This window comes from Enterobacter sp. BIDMC 29, assembly GCF_019378755.1.
Taxonomy (GTDB): Bacteria; Pseudomonadota; Gammaproteobacteria; order Enterobacterales; family Enterobacteriaceae; genus Enterobacter; species Enterobacter ludwigii.
The window spans coordinates 556,712-574,884 of sequence record NZ_CP080000.1; the positions used below are offsets into that span (position 1 = coordinate 556,712).

The 18,173-nt window shown below is 52.7% G+C and carries 18 protein-coding genes; 3 read left to right on the forward strand and 15 right to left on the reverse strand.

Translation table 11 applies throughout. The annotated features are described in order from the left end of the window. Nucleotides 1-3 precede the first annotated feature (3 nt). The 4 genes from JTA15_RS02545 to JTA15_RS02560 all read right to left on the reverse strand — a co-directional run bounded on the left by JTA15_RS02545 (nt 4) and on the right by JTA15_RS02560 (nt 4,865). A complete protein-coding gene (locus tag JTA15_RS02545; RefSeq protein WP_138013652.1) occupies nt 4-993 on the reverse strand; it encodes a fimbrial protein in 990 nt (329 codons plus the stop codon). Between the two features lie 22 nt (nt 994-1,015). Further along, nucleotides 1,016-3,559, reverse strand: a complete 2,544-nt coding sequence (locus tag JTA15_RS02550; protein ID WP_219372821.1) for a fimbria/pilus outer membrane usher protein — start codon at nt 3,557-3,559, stop codon at nt 1,016-1,018. 26 nt (nt 3,560-3,585) lie between these two features. Next, nucleotides 3,586-4,260 (reverse strand): molecular chaperone, encoded by a 675-nt coding sequence (locus JTA15_RS02555; protein ID WP_219372822.1) that lies wholly within the window; start codon nt 4,258-4,260, stop codon nt 3,586-3,588. A 68-nt stretch (nt 4,261-4,328) separates the two neighbouring features. Further along, nucleotides 4,329-4,865 carry a fimbrial protein gene (locus JTA15_RS02560; protein WP_014169244.1) on the reverse strand — a complete coding sequence of 179 codons (537 nt, stop codon included), beginning with the start codon at nt 4,863-4,865 and terminating at the stop codon, nt 4,329-4,331. A gap of 256 nt (nt 4,866-5,121) precedes the next feature. On the opposite strand from JTA15_RS02560, the gene ybiB reads away from it, so the two are divergent. Continuing rightward, complete coding sequence (gene ybiB, locus JTA15_RS02565) at nt 5,122-6,084, forward strand: DNA-binding protein YbiB (protein WP_032677728.1); 963 nt, start codon at nt 5,122-5,124, stop codon at nt 6,082-6,084. Nucleotides 6,085-6,199: 115 nt separating this feature from the next. Here the strand turns inward: ybiB and ybiJ are convergent, their stop codons facing one another. The 3 genes from ybiJ to mcbA form a co-directional block, all read right to left on the reverse strand. After that, nucleotides 6,200-6,460 (reverse strand): DUF1471 family protein YbiJ, encoded by a 261-nt coding sequence (ybiJ, locus tag JTA15_RS02570; RefSeq protein ID WP_020884917.1) that lies wholly within the window; start codon nt 6,458-6,460, stop codon nt 6,200-6,202. 285 nt (nt 6,461-6,745) lie between these two features. Next, nucleotides 6,746-7,012: a DksA/TraR family C4-type zinc finger protein gene (locus JTA15_RS02575; RefSeq protein ID WP_014169247.1), complete on the reverse strand. Its 267-nt coding sequence runs from the start codon at nt 7,010-7,012 to the stop codon at nt 6,746-6,748. 117 nt (nt 7,013-7,129) lie between these two features. Then, nucleotides 7,130-7,396: a DUF1471 family periplasmic protein McbA gene (gene mcbA / locus JTA15_RS02580; RefSeq protein ID WP_032677729.1), complete on the reverse strand. Its 267-nt coding sequence runs from the start codon at nt 7,394-7,396 to the stop codon at nt 7,130-7,132. Between the two features lie 243 nt (nt 7,397-7,639). Here mcbA and rlmF point away from each other — a divergent pair, with 243 nt between their 5' ends. Further along, nucleotides 7,640-8,551, forward strand: a complete 912-nt coding sequence (rlmF, locus tag JTA15_RS02585) for a 23S rRNA (adenine(1618)-N(6))-methyltransferase RlmF (protein ID WP_020884914.1) — start codon at nt 7,640-7,642, stop codon at nt 8,549-8,551. Nucleotides 8,552-8,597: 46 nt separating this feature from the next. Here rlmF and ybiO read toward each other — a convergent pair whose 3' ends face one another. The 6 genes from ybiO to rhtA all read right to left on the reverse strand — a co-directional run bounded on the left by ybiO (nt 8,598) and on the right by rhtA (nt 15,200). Then, nucleotides 8,598-10,808, reverse strand: a complete 2,211-nt coding sequence (gene ybiO, locus JTA15_RS02590) for a mechanosensitive channel protein (RefSeq protein WP_047366371.1) — start codon at nt 10,806-10,808, stop codon at nt 8,598-8,600. Nucleotides 10,809-10,939: 131 nt separating this feature from the next. Next, the gene (glnQ, locus tag JTA15_RS02595) at nt 10,940-11,662 is read right to left on the reverse strand and encodes a glutamine ABC transporter ATP-binding protein GlnQ (protein ID WP_014169252.1); all 723 of its coding nucleotides are present in this window, start codon (nt 11,660-11,662) and stop codon (nt 10,940-10,942) included. Beyond that, on the reverse strand, nt 11,659-12,318 hold the full coding sequence (gene glnP / locus JTA15_RS02600) for a glutamine ABC transporter permease GlnP (protein WP_014169254.1): 660 nt from the start codon (nt 12,316-12,318) through the stop codon (nt 11,659-11,661). Before glnP ends, glnQ begins: the two co-directional genes overlap by 4 nt. Nucleotides 12,319-12,402: 84 nt before the next feature. Further along, a complete protein-coding gene (gene glnH, locus JTA15_RS02605) occupies nt 12,403-13,146 on the reverse strand; it encodes a glutamine ABC transporter substrate-binding protein GlnH (protein WP_014883108.1) in 744 nt (247 codons plus the stop codon). 362 nt (nt 13,147-13,508) lie between these two features. Beyond that, entirely contained in the window at nt 13,509-14,012 is a 504-nt protein-coding gene (gene dps, locus JTA15_RS02610) for a DNA starvation/stationary phase protection protein Dps (protein ID WP_010428924.1), read from the reverse strand. A gap of 300 nt (nt 14,013-14,312) precedes the next feature. Beyond that, the gene (gene rhtA / locus JTA15_RS02615) at nt 14,313-15,200 is read right to left on the reverse strand and encodes a threonine/homoserine exporter RhtA (protein WP_086463042.1); all 888 of its coding nucleotides are present in this window, start codon (nt 15,198-15,200) and stop codon (nt 14,313-14,315) included. Nucleotides 15,201-15,554: 354 nt separating this feature from the next. Between rhtA and ompX the strand changes: the two genes are divergently transcribed. Further along, on the forward strand, nt 15,555-16,073 hold the full coding sequence (gene ompX, locus JTA15_RS02620) for an outer membrane protein OmpX (protein ID WP_020884910.1): 519 nt from the start codon (nt 15,555-15,557) through the stop codon (nt 16,071-16,073). A 95-nt stretch (nt 16,074-16,168) separates the two neighbouring features. On the opposite strand, the gene JTA15_RS02625 is transcribed toward ompX, so the two are convergent. Together JTA15_RS02625 and mntS are read right to left on the reverse strand one after the other, a co-directional pair. After that, nucleotides 16,169-17,752, reverse strand: a complete 1,584-nt coding sequence (locus JTA15_RS02625; protein ID WP_025204621.1) for a phosphoethanolamine transferase — start codon at nt 17,750-17,752, stop codon at nt 16,169-16,171. A gap of 283 nt (nt 17,753-18,035) precedes the next feature. Continuing rightward, nucleotides 18,036-18,167, reverse strand: a complete 132-nt coding sequence (gene mntS, locus JTA15_RS02630; RefSeq protein ID WP_020884908.1) for a manganase accumulation protein MntS — start codon at nt 18,165-18,167, stop codon at nt 18,036-18,038. Nucleotides 18,168-18,173 lie beyond the last annotated feature (6 nt).

The following is an 18,173-nucleotide window of genomic DNA, read 5'->3' on the forward strand; positions in this document are numbered from 1 at the left end:
TGGTCACTTATAAGCCAGAGTGATCGTCGCCACGGTATTGGCCGGCCCCGGTGTCACCACGTTGCTGACCTGTTCGTAACGAACCTCGAACGGTATTCGCAGGGTTTCGTTGGCGATGGCCTGGCTTCGGGTGCTGACATAGGTGTCAAAGGTGGCGAGATGGTCATCAAAGAGCATTCTCACGCCCACGCCGGTTGCCATGCCGTTCTGCTGAGTCAATTTGATCACCCCTTCGAATGCCGTTTCGTAGCCGTTTGCGCTGGTCACCTTTAGCTCAGGCTGGACGGTGCTGTCGCAATTAATCGTGACGTCAAAGTTTTGTGCAGGGCTGGATAGCAACCCAATACTGATAAAATCACTGACGGGAAAATCGCCCAGGTTCACGGTGAGATTTTTAGGCAGGACAGAGCAGGTAACCGTTTCGAGATTCACATTGCCCGCATAGGAAATCGTATTAGGATCGCTGATGCCTTCATGCTGATAAACCCCGACACCAAATTTAGACTCCGCCTGAGAAAGCGAACCTGATTTGACCGAATTGCTCGTTTTCACCAGTTCCAGCGTGACATTAAAGTTAAAGGACTCAGAAATGTCGTTGGAGACATAGCCCAGCGGCGTGCCGCTTGAGTTACAGTAAATTCCCCCGGCGCCGGTAATTCGCTGGCCTTTGTCATTCATCAGCGCTACGCCAATTCCTTCCAGCCCTGATTCATACACCCCAGAAAGACCGGGGATCTCCAGACCTGCGCCGTAATAGCACGCAACAATCGGAAGCCCGAAGTCAGAAGGGTTATAGCAGTTGCCCGCCACGTGAACGGTCTGCTCGGTACCCGGAATGGTGGCACCTACCGGCAACGTGCTCGAGACGGATACGGAGGCCACATTAATCTGTTTTGGCAGATCGGATGAGGTACAGAGCGCGTTAGCATGTGGCATAAATAACGCGGCGGTTCCCAGAACCAGGAAGAAAAAGCACTGTTTAATCATTTGCATAATGGTTTGCCTGAACGGTGAATCAGTGGCACTGCGCAGCAGCGTTAAGGATGTTGGTTTTCTCTGTCTCATCCGTAAGGACGTAGTCGGCCTCGCAGTGCTCGCTCGCATCCTGTCCCCAGGTGACGGCGAGATGCCCTTGCTTTGGCAGGCCGGAGAGATAGGTCTGGCCGTCATTGCCGACAATAAATTCGCTGTCCTTATCCTCCGTTGTTACCGTCGCACCGAAGGGCAGTGGTTTACCGTTGTGCGTCAGCGTCATCAGGACGCGGCTGCCCACGCGGGTATTAAAGCTGGCGCGCACCACGGCCCCGCGTGTCGGGGTAACAACGAACGCTGCGTGCGTCACGTCGGCCTCGTCGGGCAGGGTTTCGGTATCCAGCGCAATGGTATTGTGGCGATAAGGGGTAACAAACGGCACGACGGTATAGCCGCGGAAGTCGGTCTCAACGCCCGTCTGATTGGCGATATGCGTACCGTGTGTTCCCGGTGCTTTCACCAGCGCGATGGTCTCTCCGAGCGGCTGGCTCAGGGTTATGCCGTTGGCGTGCACGATCGCGCCACCCTGCAGCCCGACGTTTACGGTTTGCTGATATTTATCCTGGCTTACCCCGCCGCTCACTTCGCCATAGGTCGCTTTATAATCGGCGTTCATGCTGGTGGAGTTTCCGCTACCGGTGCTGCTCAGCCCCTCCTGAATATTCCAGTTCAGGTTGTCTCCCTTCAGCGCGGTACCATTAAGGCCGATGTTCTGCGTCGTACCGTCTTTGGTGTTGTTGAGGTTGTAGGTGGCCCAGGTGTTATGCATCCAGCGATCCAGTGGAACGGAGACGTTTAACGAGAACTGGTTGTCGTTCATCACATCCTCACCGTTCGCATCGCTGTCCTGGGTGTTTTTGTTCATGCTGTAGCTCAGGCTGTAGCTGACGCCGTGCCAGCTATTGTTGTAGCTGACGCTCATGGAGGTCATATCCTGGCTCTGGCTCCAGTAGGTCTCTTTGACCAGGCTCAGGGTGACAGAGCCCCAGCCCGCGGGCAGCGTCTGGTCGACGGTGGCTTCCGTTCGGGCACGTCGCTGCTGCGGCGCAGACCCGTCATCTGAACGGGTGTAAGACTCCATCGTGTCTTCCAGGGTGTAAAACCCTTTGCTGTTGTAGCGATAGCCCGCCAGGGAGAAGTGAGTGCCCGAGGCGACAAAATCTTTGCTGTAGCGAACGCGCCAGGAGCGGCCTTTGCTGGTCTGCTGTTTTTTCAGCAGCGCTTTGGCGCGGGTGACATCAAGGGAGAAAGCACCCAAATCGCCCAGGTTTTTCCCGACGCCCAGCGCCCGGGACTGATAATGGCGACTCTGCTGCGCACCACCGTAGGCGGTGAAACCCAATGGCATGCCGTAGATGGCGCTGCCCTCGGCAAACGGGGTTTGTTCGACGTCCTTGTCGTAAGACCGGTAACGCCCGGCGGTCACGCTGTAGCGGAGATTCTTTTCACGCTGCAGTACCGGGACCGAGGCGTAGGGCACGACAAAGTGACTTTCGCTGCCGTCGGTCTCTTTCACGGTGACCTGCAGATCGCCGCTGCTGCCGGTGGGATAGAGATCGTTAATTTCAAACGCACCGGGTGCAACCGTGTTCTGATAAATGACGTAACCGTTCTGACGAACCATCACCAGCGCATTGCTGTGGGCAGTGCCGCGAATAATCGGCGCATAGCCTTTTTCACTGTCCGGGAGCATGTCGGTATCGGATTTCAGCTCAACCCCGGTATAGGGCACGCTGTCGAAAACGTCCGACGGGGAGGTGCTTTGCCCGGCGGTCATATCGCTTTTCATCGCCACGATATCGCGTTGAGCATAGGTGTAGACGGAGGAGAACCTGTGCTCTTCCTCGCTGCCCGTTGTGCTGCGATTCCACGTGGAATAATTGCGTATGCGCCAGGCGCCCACATTGAGGCCCGGGCGCAGATTAACGTACTGGCTGCTGTTATCCTGCTCTCCCTGCACACGGGCATGGCTCTGGCTGGCGGTGGCGCTGTAGTTCAGCAGACCTGCGGTGATCCCTTCGTCGAACGTTTTCGGGTCGATATACCCGCGCGGGACCTGGCCCAGCGCCGTTTGTGGAATACTGAGTAACAGTTGCTGATGACGAACCTGAAACGTTGCGGATGCCGCGGGAATGGCGCTTATATCGGCGCACTGGCCTTTAGCCATCAGCGCGGGATACTGCCGGGTTTTGATCCCAAGGTTTTTTAGCTCATTCAGACTAAAGCAGGGTTGAAGAGAATGATTGCCCTGAGCGTCTTTTATTAATTTGAACGTGACATCACGGGTATCAATTTTATTATTGTTGATGAAAATGTTGACCTGATATTTCCCGGGGGCTTGTCCCGGTCCTTTTTCATAAACAGACAGGTCGGTTTTCCCCTGTTGAGGATTATCAATATCCAGTAATGCCGGGTTGAAATAATCATCAGCCATAACCTGCTGCGCAAAGATCGCCAGTGCCAGGCCACATAAAATGACCAGCATTGAAGAAAGGCGATGGATGAACGGCTTTTTATGGCTGTACATGATGATATTAATAGCCTGAGTGGGTGTTAATGAACGGATGCCGACCAGGTCTGACTGATGCTGCCGTAATCAGTAATAATGGAGTAGGTGACGGTCGACCCGCTGGCATTATCGGGTAAGGCAAAATGCGTTTCCGTTTTGGGGACTGCCCAGGTGGCTTTATCCACTTTATGGCCGTTAAGCATCACCGTCTGGAAATTCATATAGAAAGGCGTCGGGTTATTCACAACCAGGTCGTGACCTTCACGATGCCACTGAAGCTTGTCCGCCACAGCGTCGGGTTTGCCAGTTATTGCTGACGGGCGATACAACAATTTAATGCGTGTATTAATGGCAATCTGCAGGGTATTTACCCCTTCGACGTGCTTTGACGAGGGAATAGCTTTGATATTAAGCCAGTAGAGAGACTCACGATCCTCGGGCAAATTTCCGCCGGTGCGCACGACACGCAGGACGTTATCCTCTTTTGCATCGAGACGAAACAGCGGTGGGGTGATCAGGAAGGGGGCTTTAGCCGGGTTTTTACCGCCAGAATCAACCCAGGACTGTACCAGATAATCCGTGGCATCTGGGTTTGAAAGACCCAGAGACGACTCCTTTTTGTCGCCCTGATAGACCAGGCGTGTGCCATTAATAACGACACTGGCATGGGAAGTGGCGGCTACCAGTAAAAGAGCACTCAGTAAATAACCGTGGCGCATAAAGGTATCTCAATAAAAGAAGAGATATTAACTCTCAGAACAGAGCTAATATCTCAGGATGGATAATATCAGTTATAAATAACAGTGAAGGTCGACACGGCGTTTGCCAGGCCTGCGGTGATTGCAGCCTGGGTCTGAATATAACGGGCTCCAAATTCCAGGTTATTGACCGCCGTACCGGAGGCTAACGGATATTGCTGAGAGGGCGTATACAAACTCACCGGTTGCTCAGACGCGTCCACCAGCTGAATAGCGACACCTGTTGCAGCATCTACATCCGGCGTTAATGCAAGCGTAGTGTTGTTATCCGGATCCGGCGTGCCACCGAAGTTAATGGCGGCGGAAGTCACGGTCTCCGGGCAATTCTTTAATTGAATATCAAACTTGGTTAATGTGCTGGTAGATCCAGCCCCGGTAAATACCGTTTTAGACACTTTGCCTAACTGAACATTTAATGGATTACTTAACCCGTTCACTACCTGACAAGCAGAATCAATAATTTCACCGGTGAAGTTAATCTGACCTTCACCGTTTGTTGCCGCAAATGCGGATGCAGAACATCCTGCCGTTGCGGCGATAAATAAACCTATAGCAACCTTGTTCATAACAAATCCTGGTATGTTTCTGGTGAGAACGTTGCCTGGACGTTTTCACCGTTGACCTTAAATGATTTTCCGTTGGTTATTTAATCAGAAACGGGTGGGGTAAGAATCTTCAACGGCAATCACAAATAATTGAAATAGTGCTTGAGTTTCTTTTTTCATGATAAAAACAGAAGGATGATCCGGTTCAAAAACACTAACGGCCAGACGTTCTTCAGGGCTATATTGTTAACAAGATGAAGCTGTCAGGAGAGATGTCGTGGATTATCGCAAAATTATCAAAGAGGTAGGACGAGGGAAAAATCATGCCCGCGATCTGGACCATGAAACCGCTCGTGCGCTCTATACGCATATGCTCAACGGTGACGTACCCGACCTTGAAATGGGCGGTATCCTGATAGCGCTGCGTATCAAAGGAGAAGGCGAAGCGGAGATGCGTGGCTTCTACGAAGCAATGCAGGCGCAGACCCTGCGCTTAAACGCGCCAGTGGCAAAACCGATGCCGATTGTGATCCCGAGCTATAACGGGGCACGCAAGCAGGCCAACCTGACGCCGCTGCTCGCTATTTTATTGCACAAGCTGGGCTTCCCGGTGGTGGTGCATGGTGTAAGCGAAGATCCAACCCGCGTGCTGACCGAAACGATTTTCGGCATGCTGGGTATCGAACCCACACGGCATGCCGGCCAGGCACAGGCGAAGCTTGATGGCCATCAGCCGGTTTATATCCCTGTCGGAGCACTCTGCCCCCCGCTGGAGAAGCAGCTTGATATGCGCTGGCGCATGGGCGTGCGTAACAGCGCGCATACGCTGGCGAAACTGGCTACGCCGTTTGGCGAAGACGCGGCTCTGCGTCTTTCCAGCGTCTCTCACCCGGAGTACGTGACGCGCGTGGGGAAATTCTTTGAAGACATAGGCGGCAGGGCCTTGTTGATGCACGGCACGGAAGGCGAGGTGTATGCTAACCCGCAGCGCTGCCCACAGATGATGCTGATTGATTCCGCTGGCACGCGCGCCATTCTCGAGCGAGGGGAAGAGCGTTCCGACGCGATCCTGCCTGACGCAAAAGATCCGCATACCACCGCCCACTGGATTGAGCAGTGCCTGGCCGGAAAGGTTCCGGTACCGCACGCGATCAAGCTGCAGATGGCCTGTTGCCTGCTGGCGACCGGTGAAGTTGAATCCGTAGAGGCAGGGATGGAACGCGTCGGGAAGACGTTTTAAGCCCAAAAAAAAGCCCGTCCAGTGGCGGACGGGCAAGCAAGGGTAACAACAACAGGGTCAATGAGGGTTGGAGCAGCTCACCAGAGGGTATGGCGAGGGTGGAGCATTCAGTCAATTACTTATAGATAACCGCAGTACCGCTCAGTTTGTTATTGGTGTTCGCGGAGGTGATGGTGTATCCGCTTGCACCGGCAGCAGCAGCTTTCTCAGCCAGTTTCGCTTCCAGACCGTCCAGAGTGGTCGCGCCTTCAGCACTTACCACACCGAGTTTGTTCATGCTCTGCGCCTGAGATGGAGACACAGGTTCTGCAGCAAAAGCGCCGAAAGACAGAGCGGACAGGGCAACAGCAGCAACAGCATATTTGATGGTTTTCATAATTAATCTCTCGCAGGTGATTCTGTTAAGGGGACGATGTTCCGTCGATGTGATAAGTATCACGTTTTTTTATGCGAGAGAAAATCGAAGAGAATTGACGTGGTTGCTCAAAAAAATTGAATGACAAATAACTTATTGAATATTAATAAATTCAGAGGACGACTTTACACTTCTTGTAGCTGCGCTTTACAGAAGCGACGAGAAGGGCACATTTTGCTACGCGGTTCGCAAAAAACCGTGAGCGTAAAGGTAACCGCCTGCGCCGTTAACTTCGGTAAAGGAAAGTCAACGTAGCTGGCTGTCTTTCGATCCTCTGCGATTATATCCTGAGTGCGCGCTATTTTTCGAATCTTTCTCCTGCTGGCAGGCGATGCATAACCGTACGCCTGGTATGGCTTTGCGCCGCGCTTCTGGGATCACTTCTCCACACTCTTCACATTCATAGAGACTTTCACCGCGCGGAATTTCACCGCGAGCGCGCGCAACCGCATCTTCAATTGTACTGTTGATTTGTTCGTTAACGGCGTCATCATTCGCCCAACCGGAAGCCATGGTTTACTCCTGGGATCTGTTAAGCCCTGTTTTTACTATGGGGTGAAAAAACGTGCAGTCAAGGCAGAGAGGAACTGCATCTGTCAGGCAGATGCAGTTTGTTTATAGAAAGAGACGTTATTTATAAATGGTCGCCGTGCCATACATATGGTTATCCCCGCCCGCGGCGTTAACCACGAAACCTTTAGCCCCTTCCTGGCGGGCTTTTTCGGCGAGTTTATTCTGGAGATCGTCAAGGTTACTTGCGCGGCTTACCGAGACGGTGCCCGCAGGCTTGAGCTGGCTGGTATCTGTATTGTCGGTCAATGACTGTACCGCCATGGCAGAGAATGACGCGGTAGCCAGTGCACCCGCGAGAACAACAAGGGTCAGGTATTTTTTCATAATCACATCCTCATGAGGAAACAACAGGTGATTCCCTTTAAGTTTAGAAGCCTGGCGAGTGTGATTTAGCGCAAAAATTTGATGATGATCTGCTTATTTTTTGAACGATAAAAACTGACGTTTTACTGACAGATCATAGACATAAAGGTGTTTGATTTATGACGGGTTTTTGAGCGTCGCAGAGAAATATTTACCGTTGAGCCTGCAAAGGGTATCTTACGCCGCTGTTTAAAGGAGAAAGCCATGACTTCCCAAAAGCCGGGATTGCACCCACGAAATCGCCATCGTAACCGCTATGACATGAATGCGTTGTGTCAGAGCTGTCCTTCGCTGCAGGACTACATTGTGCAGACACCTGCCGGTGAACCTTCGGTCAACTTTGCCGATCCGCAGGCGGTTAAAATGCTCAATAAAGCCCTGCTGGCACACTATTACGGTGTGGCGCACTGGGATATTCCGGAAGGCTTTCTCTGCCCACCTGTGCCGGGGCGGGCCGATTATCTCCACCATCTTGCCGATCTTCTCGCTGACGATCGCAACGGTGTCATCCCTGAGCAAGCATCCGTGCTTGATATCGGTACCGGGGCGAACCTGATTTATCCGTTGATTGGCGTTCATGAATATCACTGGCGCTTTACCGGCAGTGAAATCGGTAATGAGGCGTTTTCCAGCGCACAGGCGATTATCAACGCCAACCCTGGGTTAAGCCGGTCTGTCCGCTTGCGTCGGCAGAAAGATGCCGCATCGATCTTCAACGGGATTATCCACAAGAACGAAAGCTACGATGCCACCCTGTGTAACCCACCGTTCCATGACTCCGCGGCCACCGCCCGTGCGGGCAGCGAGCGCAAACGCCGCAATCTCGGTCAGGCGGAAGATGCCGCGCTGAACTTTGGAGGGCAGCAACAGGAACTGTGGTGCGAGGGGGGAGAAGTGGCATTCATCCTGCGAATGATTGAGGAAAGTAAAGTATTTGGCCGTCAGGTTAAATGGTTCACGACGCTGGTATCCCGTGGGGATAACCTGCCCCCCCTGTACCGTGCACTGACCGACGTGGGCGCCGTTAACGTGGTGAAAAAAGAGATGGCGCAAGGCCAGAAGCAGAGCCGCTTTATCGCCTGGTCATTTATGGACGCTAACAAGCGCAGTAAATAACCCACAGGCAAGCCGGGTAAGGCGACGCCGTTACCCGGTCCCCACGCTATAAGGTGGGCTCCTGTGGCGGTGTGGGGGACGCCGGTGAGGGTAATACCTGGTAGGTCTGCACCGGCATCCGCACCGCGGCCAGGTCAAAGTGTTTTTTCACCATACTGTCGAGCGCAAAGCGCACCGTCCACTGCTTCAGTGGCTGCGTGGTGAACGACACGCGCAGGGTAAATGCCGTGTTCGTCAGGCCGACAATACCGGCAAACGACGGCTCTCCAATCACCAGCCCGCGAATATCCTCCATCGCCATCATCTCTTCCACGGCGTCCCGTAGCGCCTGTTTCGCTTTATCTGCATCTTCATGACGGTCAACGTCGTAGTTGGCCACTACCGAACCAATGCCTCGGACAAAGTTAGCGAAGGTGGTTATCGATGACCATGGAATTATGTGGTACGCCCCGGTGTCCTGGCGCACGCCGACGGAGCGAATGGACATGCGCTCTACCGTGCCGGTTAACGGCCCAATCGTGACCAGATCCCCGGTGTTCATCCCGTTCTCAAACTGGATAAAGACGCCGGTGATTATATCCTTCACCAGGGTTTGCGAACCAAAAGAGATAGCCAGCCCCAGCGCGCCGGCACCTGCCAGTAGCGGCGCGATGTTCACGCCGATTTCCGAGAGCACAATCATGATGGTGATGGTGCTGATAATAACCGCCAGCGCATTGCGAAACAGCGTCAGCAGGGTGCGGGCACGGGCGCTGGGCAGGGGGCGGCCGTGAATGTCGGAGACCAGACGGTTCTCGATAAGGCTCGCCAGCAACGTCCAGCCAACCGCAGAGAAGAAGAGGATCAGCGCGATGCGAATTAAAATATCGACGGTCTTTTCACCCGCGCCGTTGTGCAGCCAGTTCCAGAAGTCAAACAATCCCCATGCGTTAAGCAACAGCATAATCGCCACGCAGACGGTGAGAATGCGCGCCACTTTCAGTGATACCGAGATCCAGCCGTTGACCCTTTTTTGCAGTTCCGGATAACTGCGCTGCACCTGTGGCGAGAGGGTGAAGGTTTTCGATAGCCAGCGCGACAGCAGGCCAGAGACAAATGCCGCAATGCCAATGATGGCCAGGCTCTTGAACGTCGCCCCCATCATAAATTTCAGGCTGTTGCCCGGGTCGAACAGCGAGAAGAAGCACAACACGATAAAGTAGGCGCTCGCCAGCCAGTGCCACACCAGCGCGAAGGCGCGGATAAAGAGACTGAAAAACGACAGGGAACGATCGGCCAGATGCAGCAAGCTTTGGGTAATGGTCTTTTTGTTATGGAAGATAAGGTACAACGCCCAGACGGTAATGCAGATCATAATCAGCACATTCGCCAGGGCGCCAAACTGCACGTTGACCTGGTTGGAGATGATCGGCACGGCAACCAGCAGACCGTAACCAATCAATCCACTGAGCACGCTGAGGCGCAGCGCCCAGTATCTGGCGCTCTCATCCCGAATCGAGAAGGGACGAAGATCCGGTACGTGCGGGCAAAATATCAAACGCAGCAGCGCCTTAAAGAACTCGATCAGCGCAAAGGCGTTGAGGAAGAGCGCCTGCTGGAAAGCGATGGTTTTATTGCCGGCGTTAAGCCTGTCGGCCAGGACCTGGCCCATAAACAGCGTCAGCGCCAGCAGCAGTAAATCGATGATAAACGCCGACGCTATCATCAGCGGCAGGTGTAACCAGCTGCTTTTCTGCTGGTTCTTCTTGCGCCCCCATTGCCCCATTTTACGGTAGAGCGGCCATGCGCACAGGCGTACCAGCCAGTAAAACAGAAATACAGCGCCCGCCAGCATCAAAAACTGCGTGGCGGCTGTCGTAAACGTATGGGGATTAAACGGTTTATGGGGCGAACCAATCAGGTTGCGATAGAGCTGGGCAAAGCGCGAGGAGAGCTCGCTTCCATAGTGACGGCTCACGTCGGTGACATTTTCCAGCACCGTTTTTTGTTCTTCCACTTGCGGAGGGGTAATTGTTGGCACCGGCTCCTGCGGCGGCGTGGCGGCGACTTTTCGCAACTGTCCGATTAACTCCTGCCGGGAGGTATCGTTTTCAAGCACATCGGCAAGGGCACTGTAGGCGGCTTTTTTCTGTTCAACATCCGGCTCTGGGGGCGGTGTCGTTTGCTGTGTGGCGGTCGTGCCGGTGGTGACGCCGGGGATGGAAACGGCGAACGATGGCGCACAAAACAGGCTAAGCAACAGCAAGATCCACGGCACGGCATCCTCCGGTGAAAATAATGAACAAAAAGATAAGTATAGAGGGCGAGGCGCGCGGGAGGATTTTTGGGAACAATCTGGCGTAAAAAAGCCGGGCATGCCCGGCTCAGAATGGCGTAACTGAAGCGCTATCAGGAGACGTGCTGCAGGAACTCCTGCAGGCGCTGGCTCGGTGGATTGGCGATCAGCGCTTGTGGGTTACCGTCTTCAGCGATACGGCCCTTATCAATAAAGATCAGGCGGGAAGCCACTTTCTCAGCAAAGCCGATTTCGTGGGTCACGATGACCATCGTCATCCCTTCTTCAGCCAGATCCTGCATGACTTTCAGCACTTCGTGACGCAGTTCCGGGTCAAGCGCCGAGGTTGGCTCATCGAACAGCATCATCTTCGGTTTTACCGCCAGTGCGCGGGCGATGGCCACACGCTGCTGCTGTCCACCGGACAACTCAGAGGGGTAGTGATGAGCACGTTCCGCGAGGCCGACTTTAGCCAGCAGATCTTTAGCCAGCGTTTCCGCCGCCGCTTTACTGGCGCCACGTACGCGCAGTGGACCAAACATTACGTTTTCCAGCGCCGTCAGGTGCGGGAACAGGTAGAACTGCTGGAACACCATGCCGGCTTCCTGACGAATCAGACGGTCGTCAACTTTCGGGTCATTCACCTTCAGGCCATCGACAATCAGATCGCCGCTGGTGATCTCTTCCAGCTTGTTGATGCAGCGCAGCAGGGTCGATTTACCGGAACCGGATGGCCCGATAATGACCACCACTTCACCCTGTTTGATGTTCAGATCGATATTGTGCAGCACCTGGGTTGGGCCAAAGTGCTTGGAAACGTTTTTAAATTCAATCACAGGATTTTCATCCTTCTTTCAAGACGACGCAGAACGAAACTCAGAACCAGAGTGATGATCAGGTAGACAACGGCTACCGCACTCCAGATTTCCAGCGCACGGAAGTTGCCCGCAATGATCTCCTGGCCCTGACGGGTCAGCTCAGCAACGCCGATAACGATGAACAGCGACGTATCCTTAATACTGATGATCCACTGGTTCCCCAGCGGTGGCAGCATGCGGCGCAGGGCCAACGGCAGAATGACGTGGCGGATCGTTTCGCGACGAGAAAGGCCTAACGCCAGACCCGCTTCACTGAAACCTTTATGAATCGACAGGACCGCACCACGGGTAATTTCCGCGATATAGGCACCTGAGTTGATCATAATGGTCACGACAGCGGCGCTGAACGGGTCAATGCGCAGGTCGGTGAAAGCCATTGGCAGGGCGAAGTAGATGAACATGACCTGAACGACAATTGGGGTGCCGCGGATCACTTCGATGAAAACCAGTGCGATGTGGTTTGCAATCCAGCCGCCGTAGGTGCGGGCGAAACCGGCGACAAGACCGATAATCAACCCACCAACCAGACCGAGGACCGAAATCCACAGGGTCATTTTAGCGCCTTCAAGCAAGATAGGAATGGCAGGCCAGATGGCGCTCCAGTCAAACTGCATGATAGTTTCCTGTTACTGTTACCGTGTTTCTAAAATAGCAGGGGCGAAAGGTCGCCCCCGAGTGAACGTCATTTTTAAGAATTATTATTTAGGCTCGGTACCGAACCATTTTTTATAGATTTCGTTGTAGGTGCCGTTCTCTTTCAGGGTTTTCAGCGCGCCGTTAACTTTCGTACGCAGGTCGTCGCTGCCTTTCGGGAACGCAATACCGTACTGCTGGGCTTCCAGAGAATCACCGACGGCTTTGAACTTGCCGTTGCCCGCCGTTTTGATGAAGTACAGGATGTTAGGGGTATCGTGCAGCACCGCGTCAGCACGGTTGGTACCCAGCTCCATGTAGGCGTTATCGATGTTCGGGAACTGACGCAGGTCTTTGGTTTTGATGTTTGCTTTCGCGTAATCAACAGAACCGGTACCGCCTTTCACCGCGACGACTTTACCGTCGAGGTCTTTCACGCTTTTTACGTCGTTATTATCGGCTTTCACCATCACCAGCAGGCCGCTTTTGTAGTAGCCGTCAGAGAAGTCGATCGCTTTTTTACGTTCTTCAGTAATGGTGATACCGGCCAGGGCCAGATCAACGTTTTTCGTTTGCAGTGCCGGGATGATGCCGCTGAAGTCCATTGGCTTCAGGGTGTAATCCAGTTTGAGTTCTTTTGCGATAGCAGCCCACAGATCAACATCAAAGCCGACGTACTTATCACCCTGTTTGAATTCAAACGGAACGAACGCCGTGTCGGTCGCCACAACCAGTTTGTCGGCAGCCTGGGAAGAGACCGCAAAAGCCAGGGTAAGTGCAGCCAGTGAAACTTTTAATACAGACTTCATAGCATTTCCTTTTATATCCACGGGGCGATCCCCTGCGAGAACGAGTGGCACAATGAAAAAATCGTGCCAACTTTACAAGCTGTTGTTTTACAAAGGGGATGATGTCATGCATTGCACAGAAAACGGGGCAATGAACTTTTATTGCACCAAAGTGGAGCACCGTTTTGGTGCGCGTCATTTGGCTCAACAGACGAAGCGTTATTTAGCGTAAATTCTGACGAAAAAACAATCTTCCGTTAACGGTTGTGTGAGGTGATTATTACAATTTTTTCACTTTTGCAGCGTCTCAGGCCAAAAACGTGCACCATAGATGTGCAAAACCCTCACCGGAGGGCGAGGGTTGTATAGGAAATTCTTATGAATTATTCGATGTTGGACTCAATGAACCACAGGAACTGATCCAGGTCGCGGGAAGCGGCGGTGAAGATATCAGCAGTATCTTCGTCTTTCGCTTCACCGATAGCTTTACGCACATCATTAGCCACAATCGCGTAGCGGTCTGCCAGCTCTTTCAGGTGATCCTGAACGGTATGGATATCCAGCGGATAACTTTTCAGTGGCGTCTTACTGTTAATGACCTGCGTGGTACCCAGTGCCACACCGCCTAACTGTACGGCACGTTCGGCCATGGTATCGAGGTGGGTAACCAGTGCTGTGCGGAAGCCATCCAGCATTTCATGAACGGCAATAAAGTTTGCACCGCGCATATTCCAGTGGGCCTGTTTGGTGATCAGCGAAAGATCGATGAACTGGATCACCTGGCGATTCAGCAACTCAATGGTCGCTTTTTTGTCGCTATCCGATACATCGTTACGGGTATAAAGCAGATTAGACGCTTTCGTTTTCACCAGTTTAGCGGTACTCATAATCTCATATCCTCTTGATGTTTGTGTCCCAGGTAATTGCGGGATTAAGTATAGCACCGGATTTTTTCCCTGCGGGGAGGCTCTGCCTATCAGTTTAATAGTGAGAAGGGCGTTGTGTTTACAATGGTATGAAATTAAAGGGATTATTTAAAATTGATGCAGATCAATCCTAATTCAGGAAAACGTTATAGACAGCGGGGGAAATATTTCACGAAGAGTGCAAAGTATGTAAAAAAATATTTTAAACGGGAAACTGGCCTTTATTCTGCATGGCTATAAAGCCACGCAGAATATAGGGCGCTAATTGAGGTCAATTTTCTCAACTTTAGGTTCCGGGCGCATCGTCAGCGTTGAGCCCATTGAGGCGGCGATAATCGAACACAGGGCCAGCGTCTGGGTGAAGGTCAGGGTTTCCCCGAGGAAGACCATCCCTGACAGGGCGGCGAGCGCGGGCTCCATGCTCATCAGCGTGCCGAAAATGCGCGTCGGCAGGCGCGTAAGGGCTATCATCTCTAAAGAGTAGGGGAGTGCTGTGGAAAGAATGGCGACCGCCAGCCCGATGGGCATGACTGACCATTGCCAGATGGACTCGGTGGCCTGAGCCATACCCACCGGCACAAAGATGATAGCGGCAATTAATGAACCGATTGCCACCGTCGCCGGGCCATGCTCTTCCCCGGCGCGCTGTCCGGTCAATATATAGATAGCCCAGCAGGCACCCGCCCCCAGAGCCAGCGCCGCGCCCGTGAGATCGATCTCTGAGACGCTTTGACCCAGCGGCAGCAGGAACCACAGGCCAAGAACGGCTAGAATTACCCAGATAAAGTCAACGGGACGACGGGACGAGAAAAGCGCTACCGCCAGCGGGCCAGTAAACTCCAGTGCCACGGCAATCCCCAACGGAATTGTCTGGATGGAGAGATAGAACATGTAGTTCATCGCTCCCAGGGACAGCCCGTAAAAAAGCAGCGGTAAGCGTTGTTCTTTTTTAAAGCGTAAACGCCAGGGTTTGAAAATCACCACCAGGATCGCGGTTCCGAGGGCAATACGCAGGGCCGTGACCCCAGGCGCACCGACCAGCGGAAAGAGGGATTTAGCCAGCGAGGCACCGCTTTGAATGGACAACATGGCGATGAGTATGACGACAACCGGCAACCAGACCGACGACGAGCGGGATAACCCAGGCATCCTTTCTCCTGTCAACTTATGTCAAATGAAGTAAAGGTTGCAGTGTAAAGGAAATAAGCTGCAACGGTTGAGAGACCGTTGAAAAAAAAACGTGTAAATTCCGTAAAATGGTTAAGCGCTGGTGGATTTATCGCCTGTCAGATTAGGAATAATCTGGATGAATGTAACGGCGCAGACGCGCAGTATGAGCGTTTTATAGCGAAAATTGTATGTGATTTGAATGAGATAGCTGACGCTGGAAACGTTCTGTTACAGGAAAGGTTCAGTTAGACATCACGAATCACAAAGAGTTTCGCAAATTTTTTTGATATATTTAAAACTTACGGACTTACTTGAAGCACATTTGAGGTGGTTATGAAAAAAATTGCATGTCTTTCAGCACTGGCCGCTGTACTGGCTGTTTCCGCAGGTACCGCTGTAGCTGCTACTTCTACTGTAACTGGTGGTTACGCTCAGAGCGATATGCAGGGCGTGATGAACAAAGCTAACGGTTTCAACCTGAAGTATCGTTACGAGCAGGATAACAACCCACTGGGCGTGATCGGTTCTTTCACCTACACCGAGAAAGATCGTTCTGAAAACGGCGCATACAACAAAGGCCAGTACTACGGCATCACCGCTGGTCCAGCTTACCGTCTGAACGACTGGGCAAGCATCTACGGTGTTGTAGGTGTTGGCTACGGTAAATTCCAGCAGACCGAAAACCAGGGTCTGAACCGCACTGCAAGCAACAGCGACTACGGCTTCTCCTATGGCGCGGGTCTACAGTTCAACCCAATCCAGGACGTCGCTCTGGACTTCTCTTATGAGCAGAGCCGTATCCGCAACGTTGACGTTGGCACCTGGATCGCGGGCGTAGGTTACCGCTTCTAATCACTTCGGTGAGCCAGTAAAAAATCCGCCCAATGTGGCGGATTTTTTTTACGTTAATCCCTCGCCTTGCATGAGAGGGTAGCAGATTGCCCGGATTATTTACTCTTAATATCGAAGATATCGGTTCCCAGATGGTTATAGTCAACTTTCTGTAACTTGAAGTTGGTAATGTAAACTGGGGGAGCCTTCTTGTTAGAGACAAACGGGTACGCATTTTTTATCTGCTGTGCCGAAATCCCCGTCCACTGCGAGAAGAAGGTCAGGAAATCATTGGCCGAACGCCGCGCTTTAATAATGCGATGCGTTTTATCATCACTCGACACAACCATAAACGGTACCTGGAAGTTCTGCTGGAACTTATCGTCGTGCGCCAGATACTGCACCTCTTTACCGCGCTCTTTAAACGCCAGCCCGTGATCCGAGAAGTAGACCATCGAGAAACTGTCACCCGTATTGCGCAACTGATCGTACAGCTTGCTCAGCAGGTCGTCGGTTTGCGTCATGGTGTAGAGATAGCATGAGGTCTCTTTGGATTGCACAAACTCTGCGTATTTACCGCCGGTCCGATCGCAGGCCTGCGGGTGAGACCCCATCAGGTGCAGAACAATCAGCTGCGGCTGGGTACGCGGAGAGGCAAAGACCTGCGCCGTCATTTTCAGCAACGCTTCATCTTTCGTATTCTTGTCCGCTTCAAAATCACCGTTCTTCAGGAACTGCACTTCGTCGGCGCGTCTGGCGATACTGGCAATGGCTGTATCGTATTCGCCAATTTGTCCCTGATTGGAGAACCACCAGGTCTGGAAACCTGCGCGGTTCGCCAGGGTAACAAAGTTATCCTGAAACTGGGGTTTGTCATCGACCACCCGGTTCAGCGTCAGGCCGAGAGATTTCTGCGTTGAGCCGCTGGCCGCAACATAATCGGTAAACAGGGTGCCTTTGACCGAACTGGCGAACGGCGTGTTGTCCCAGTGTCCGCCAAAGGCTCCCATGGCGTCGCGACGTGCACTTTCACCAATCACCACCACATAGGTGTGATATTTGGGCTTCACGGCCAGCACGTTCCAGGTGTCTTTCATATTTGAAAGCTCAGCCATACGTGCCTGTTCGTCGAGCACCTCTTTATTGTTAACGACGACGTCTTTCACAAAACGGAACACCGGATAGCCGGTATCCTTCAGCTTGAAAACCCCACCCCAGGCCAGGTTTTGTACTGGTGCGACAAAGAACGCCACCACGCTGAACGCCAGGCACAGGTGCTCAATTTTTCCCCACGTTTTTTTCTCTTCCGCTTTACGGCGAACGGCTATCACGCCAAGGGCAAAGATAAAGAGGCCGACCACATAGCTGTACCAGGGGAAGATCGTCAGGATCTCTGTCGACTCTTCCATATTGGTCGAGTGCAGCGCCAGCAGGGTATTAAAGTTCGGCGAGCCGTAAGCCTGACCAAACGGGAAATAGAGTGCAGCGACCAGAGAACAGATTCCGACTAACGTTTTTTGCGCGCGCGGAGCCGTTCGCCACAGCACATGCAATATGCAGGTAAAGGCCACGGCATAGAGCAGGCTAAAGGGATAGCCAAGCGCAAAGTTAATCAGTAATGACTGCAAAAAGTAAAATCCCGTCCACGGGCTTAAGGCCCGGCTACGGGTAACAACGGTGTCTATCAGGGTTAAATTCATAGGTCACTATCATGGATAAAAACGCCATGTGCTCACCCTGGCGTCAAGGGTCATAACCTGCCTGACAGTGCGTGGAGAGGGAATGAGGGTCCGCTTCAGCGAGCCGCAAATTGTGCAGGGCTGCAAGAAGATAGTGCGAGCGCTAAATAATAGCAACAGTTGCTAAGCAGATGTTTTGCGAAGGGGATTGCAAATCCGTAAAAAAGATCGGGAATAGGGCGGCTGAAAGCCAGTGTACAGAGGGTTTGTGACGGAAAAATGAAGCGGCGTACCGCAACGCCGCTTAGTGGGAAGGTTTGTCGTCCTGATGCGGGGGTTTGTTGTTAAACATATCGCACAGCATGTTCAACAGCATCAGGCGTACTTTAAAGGGAGAGTGGGTAAACACGTTCATACACCTCTTGAATTCGTTCATGAGACC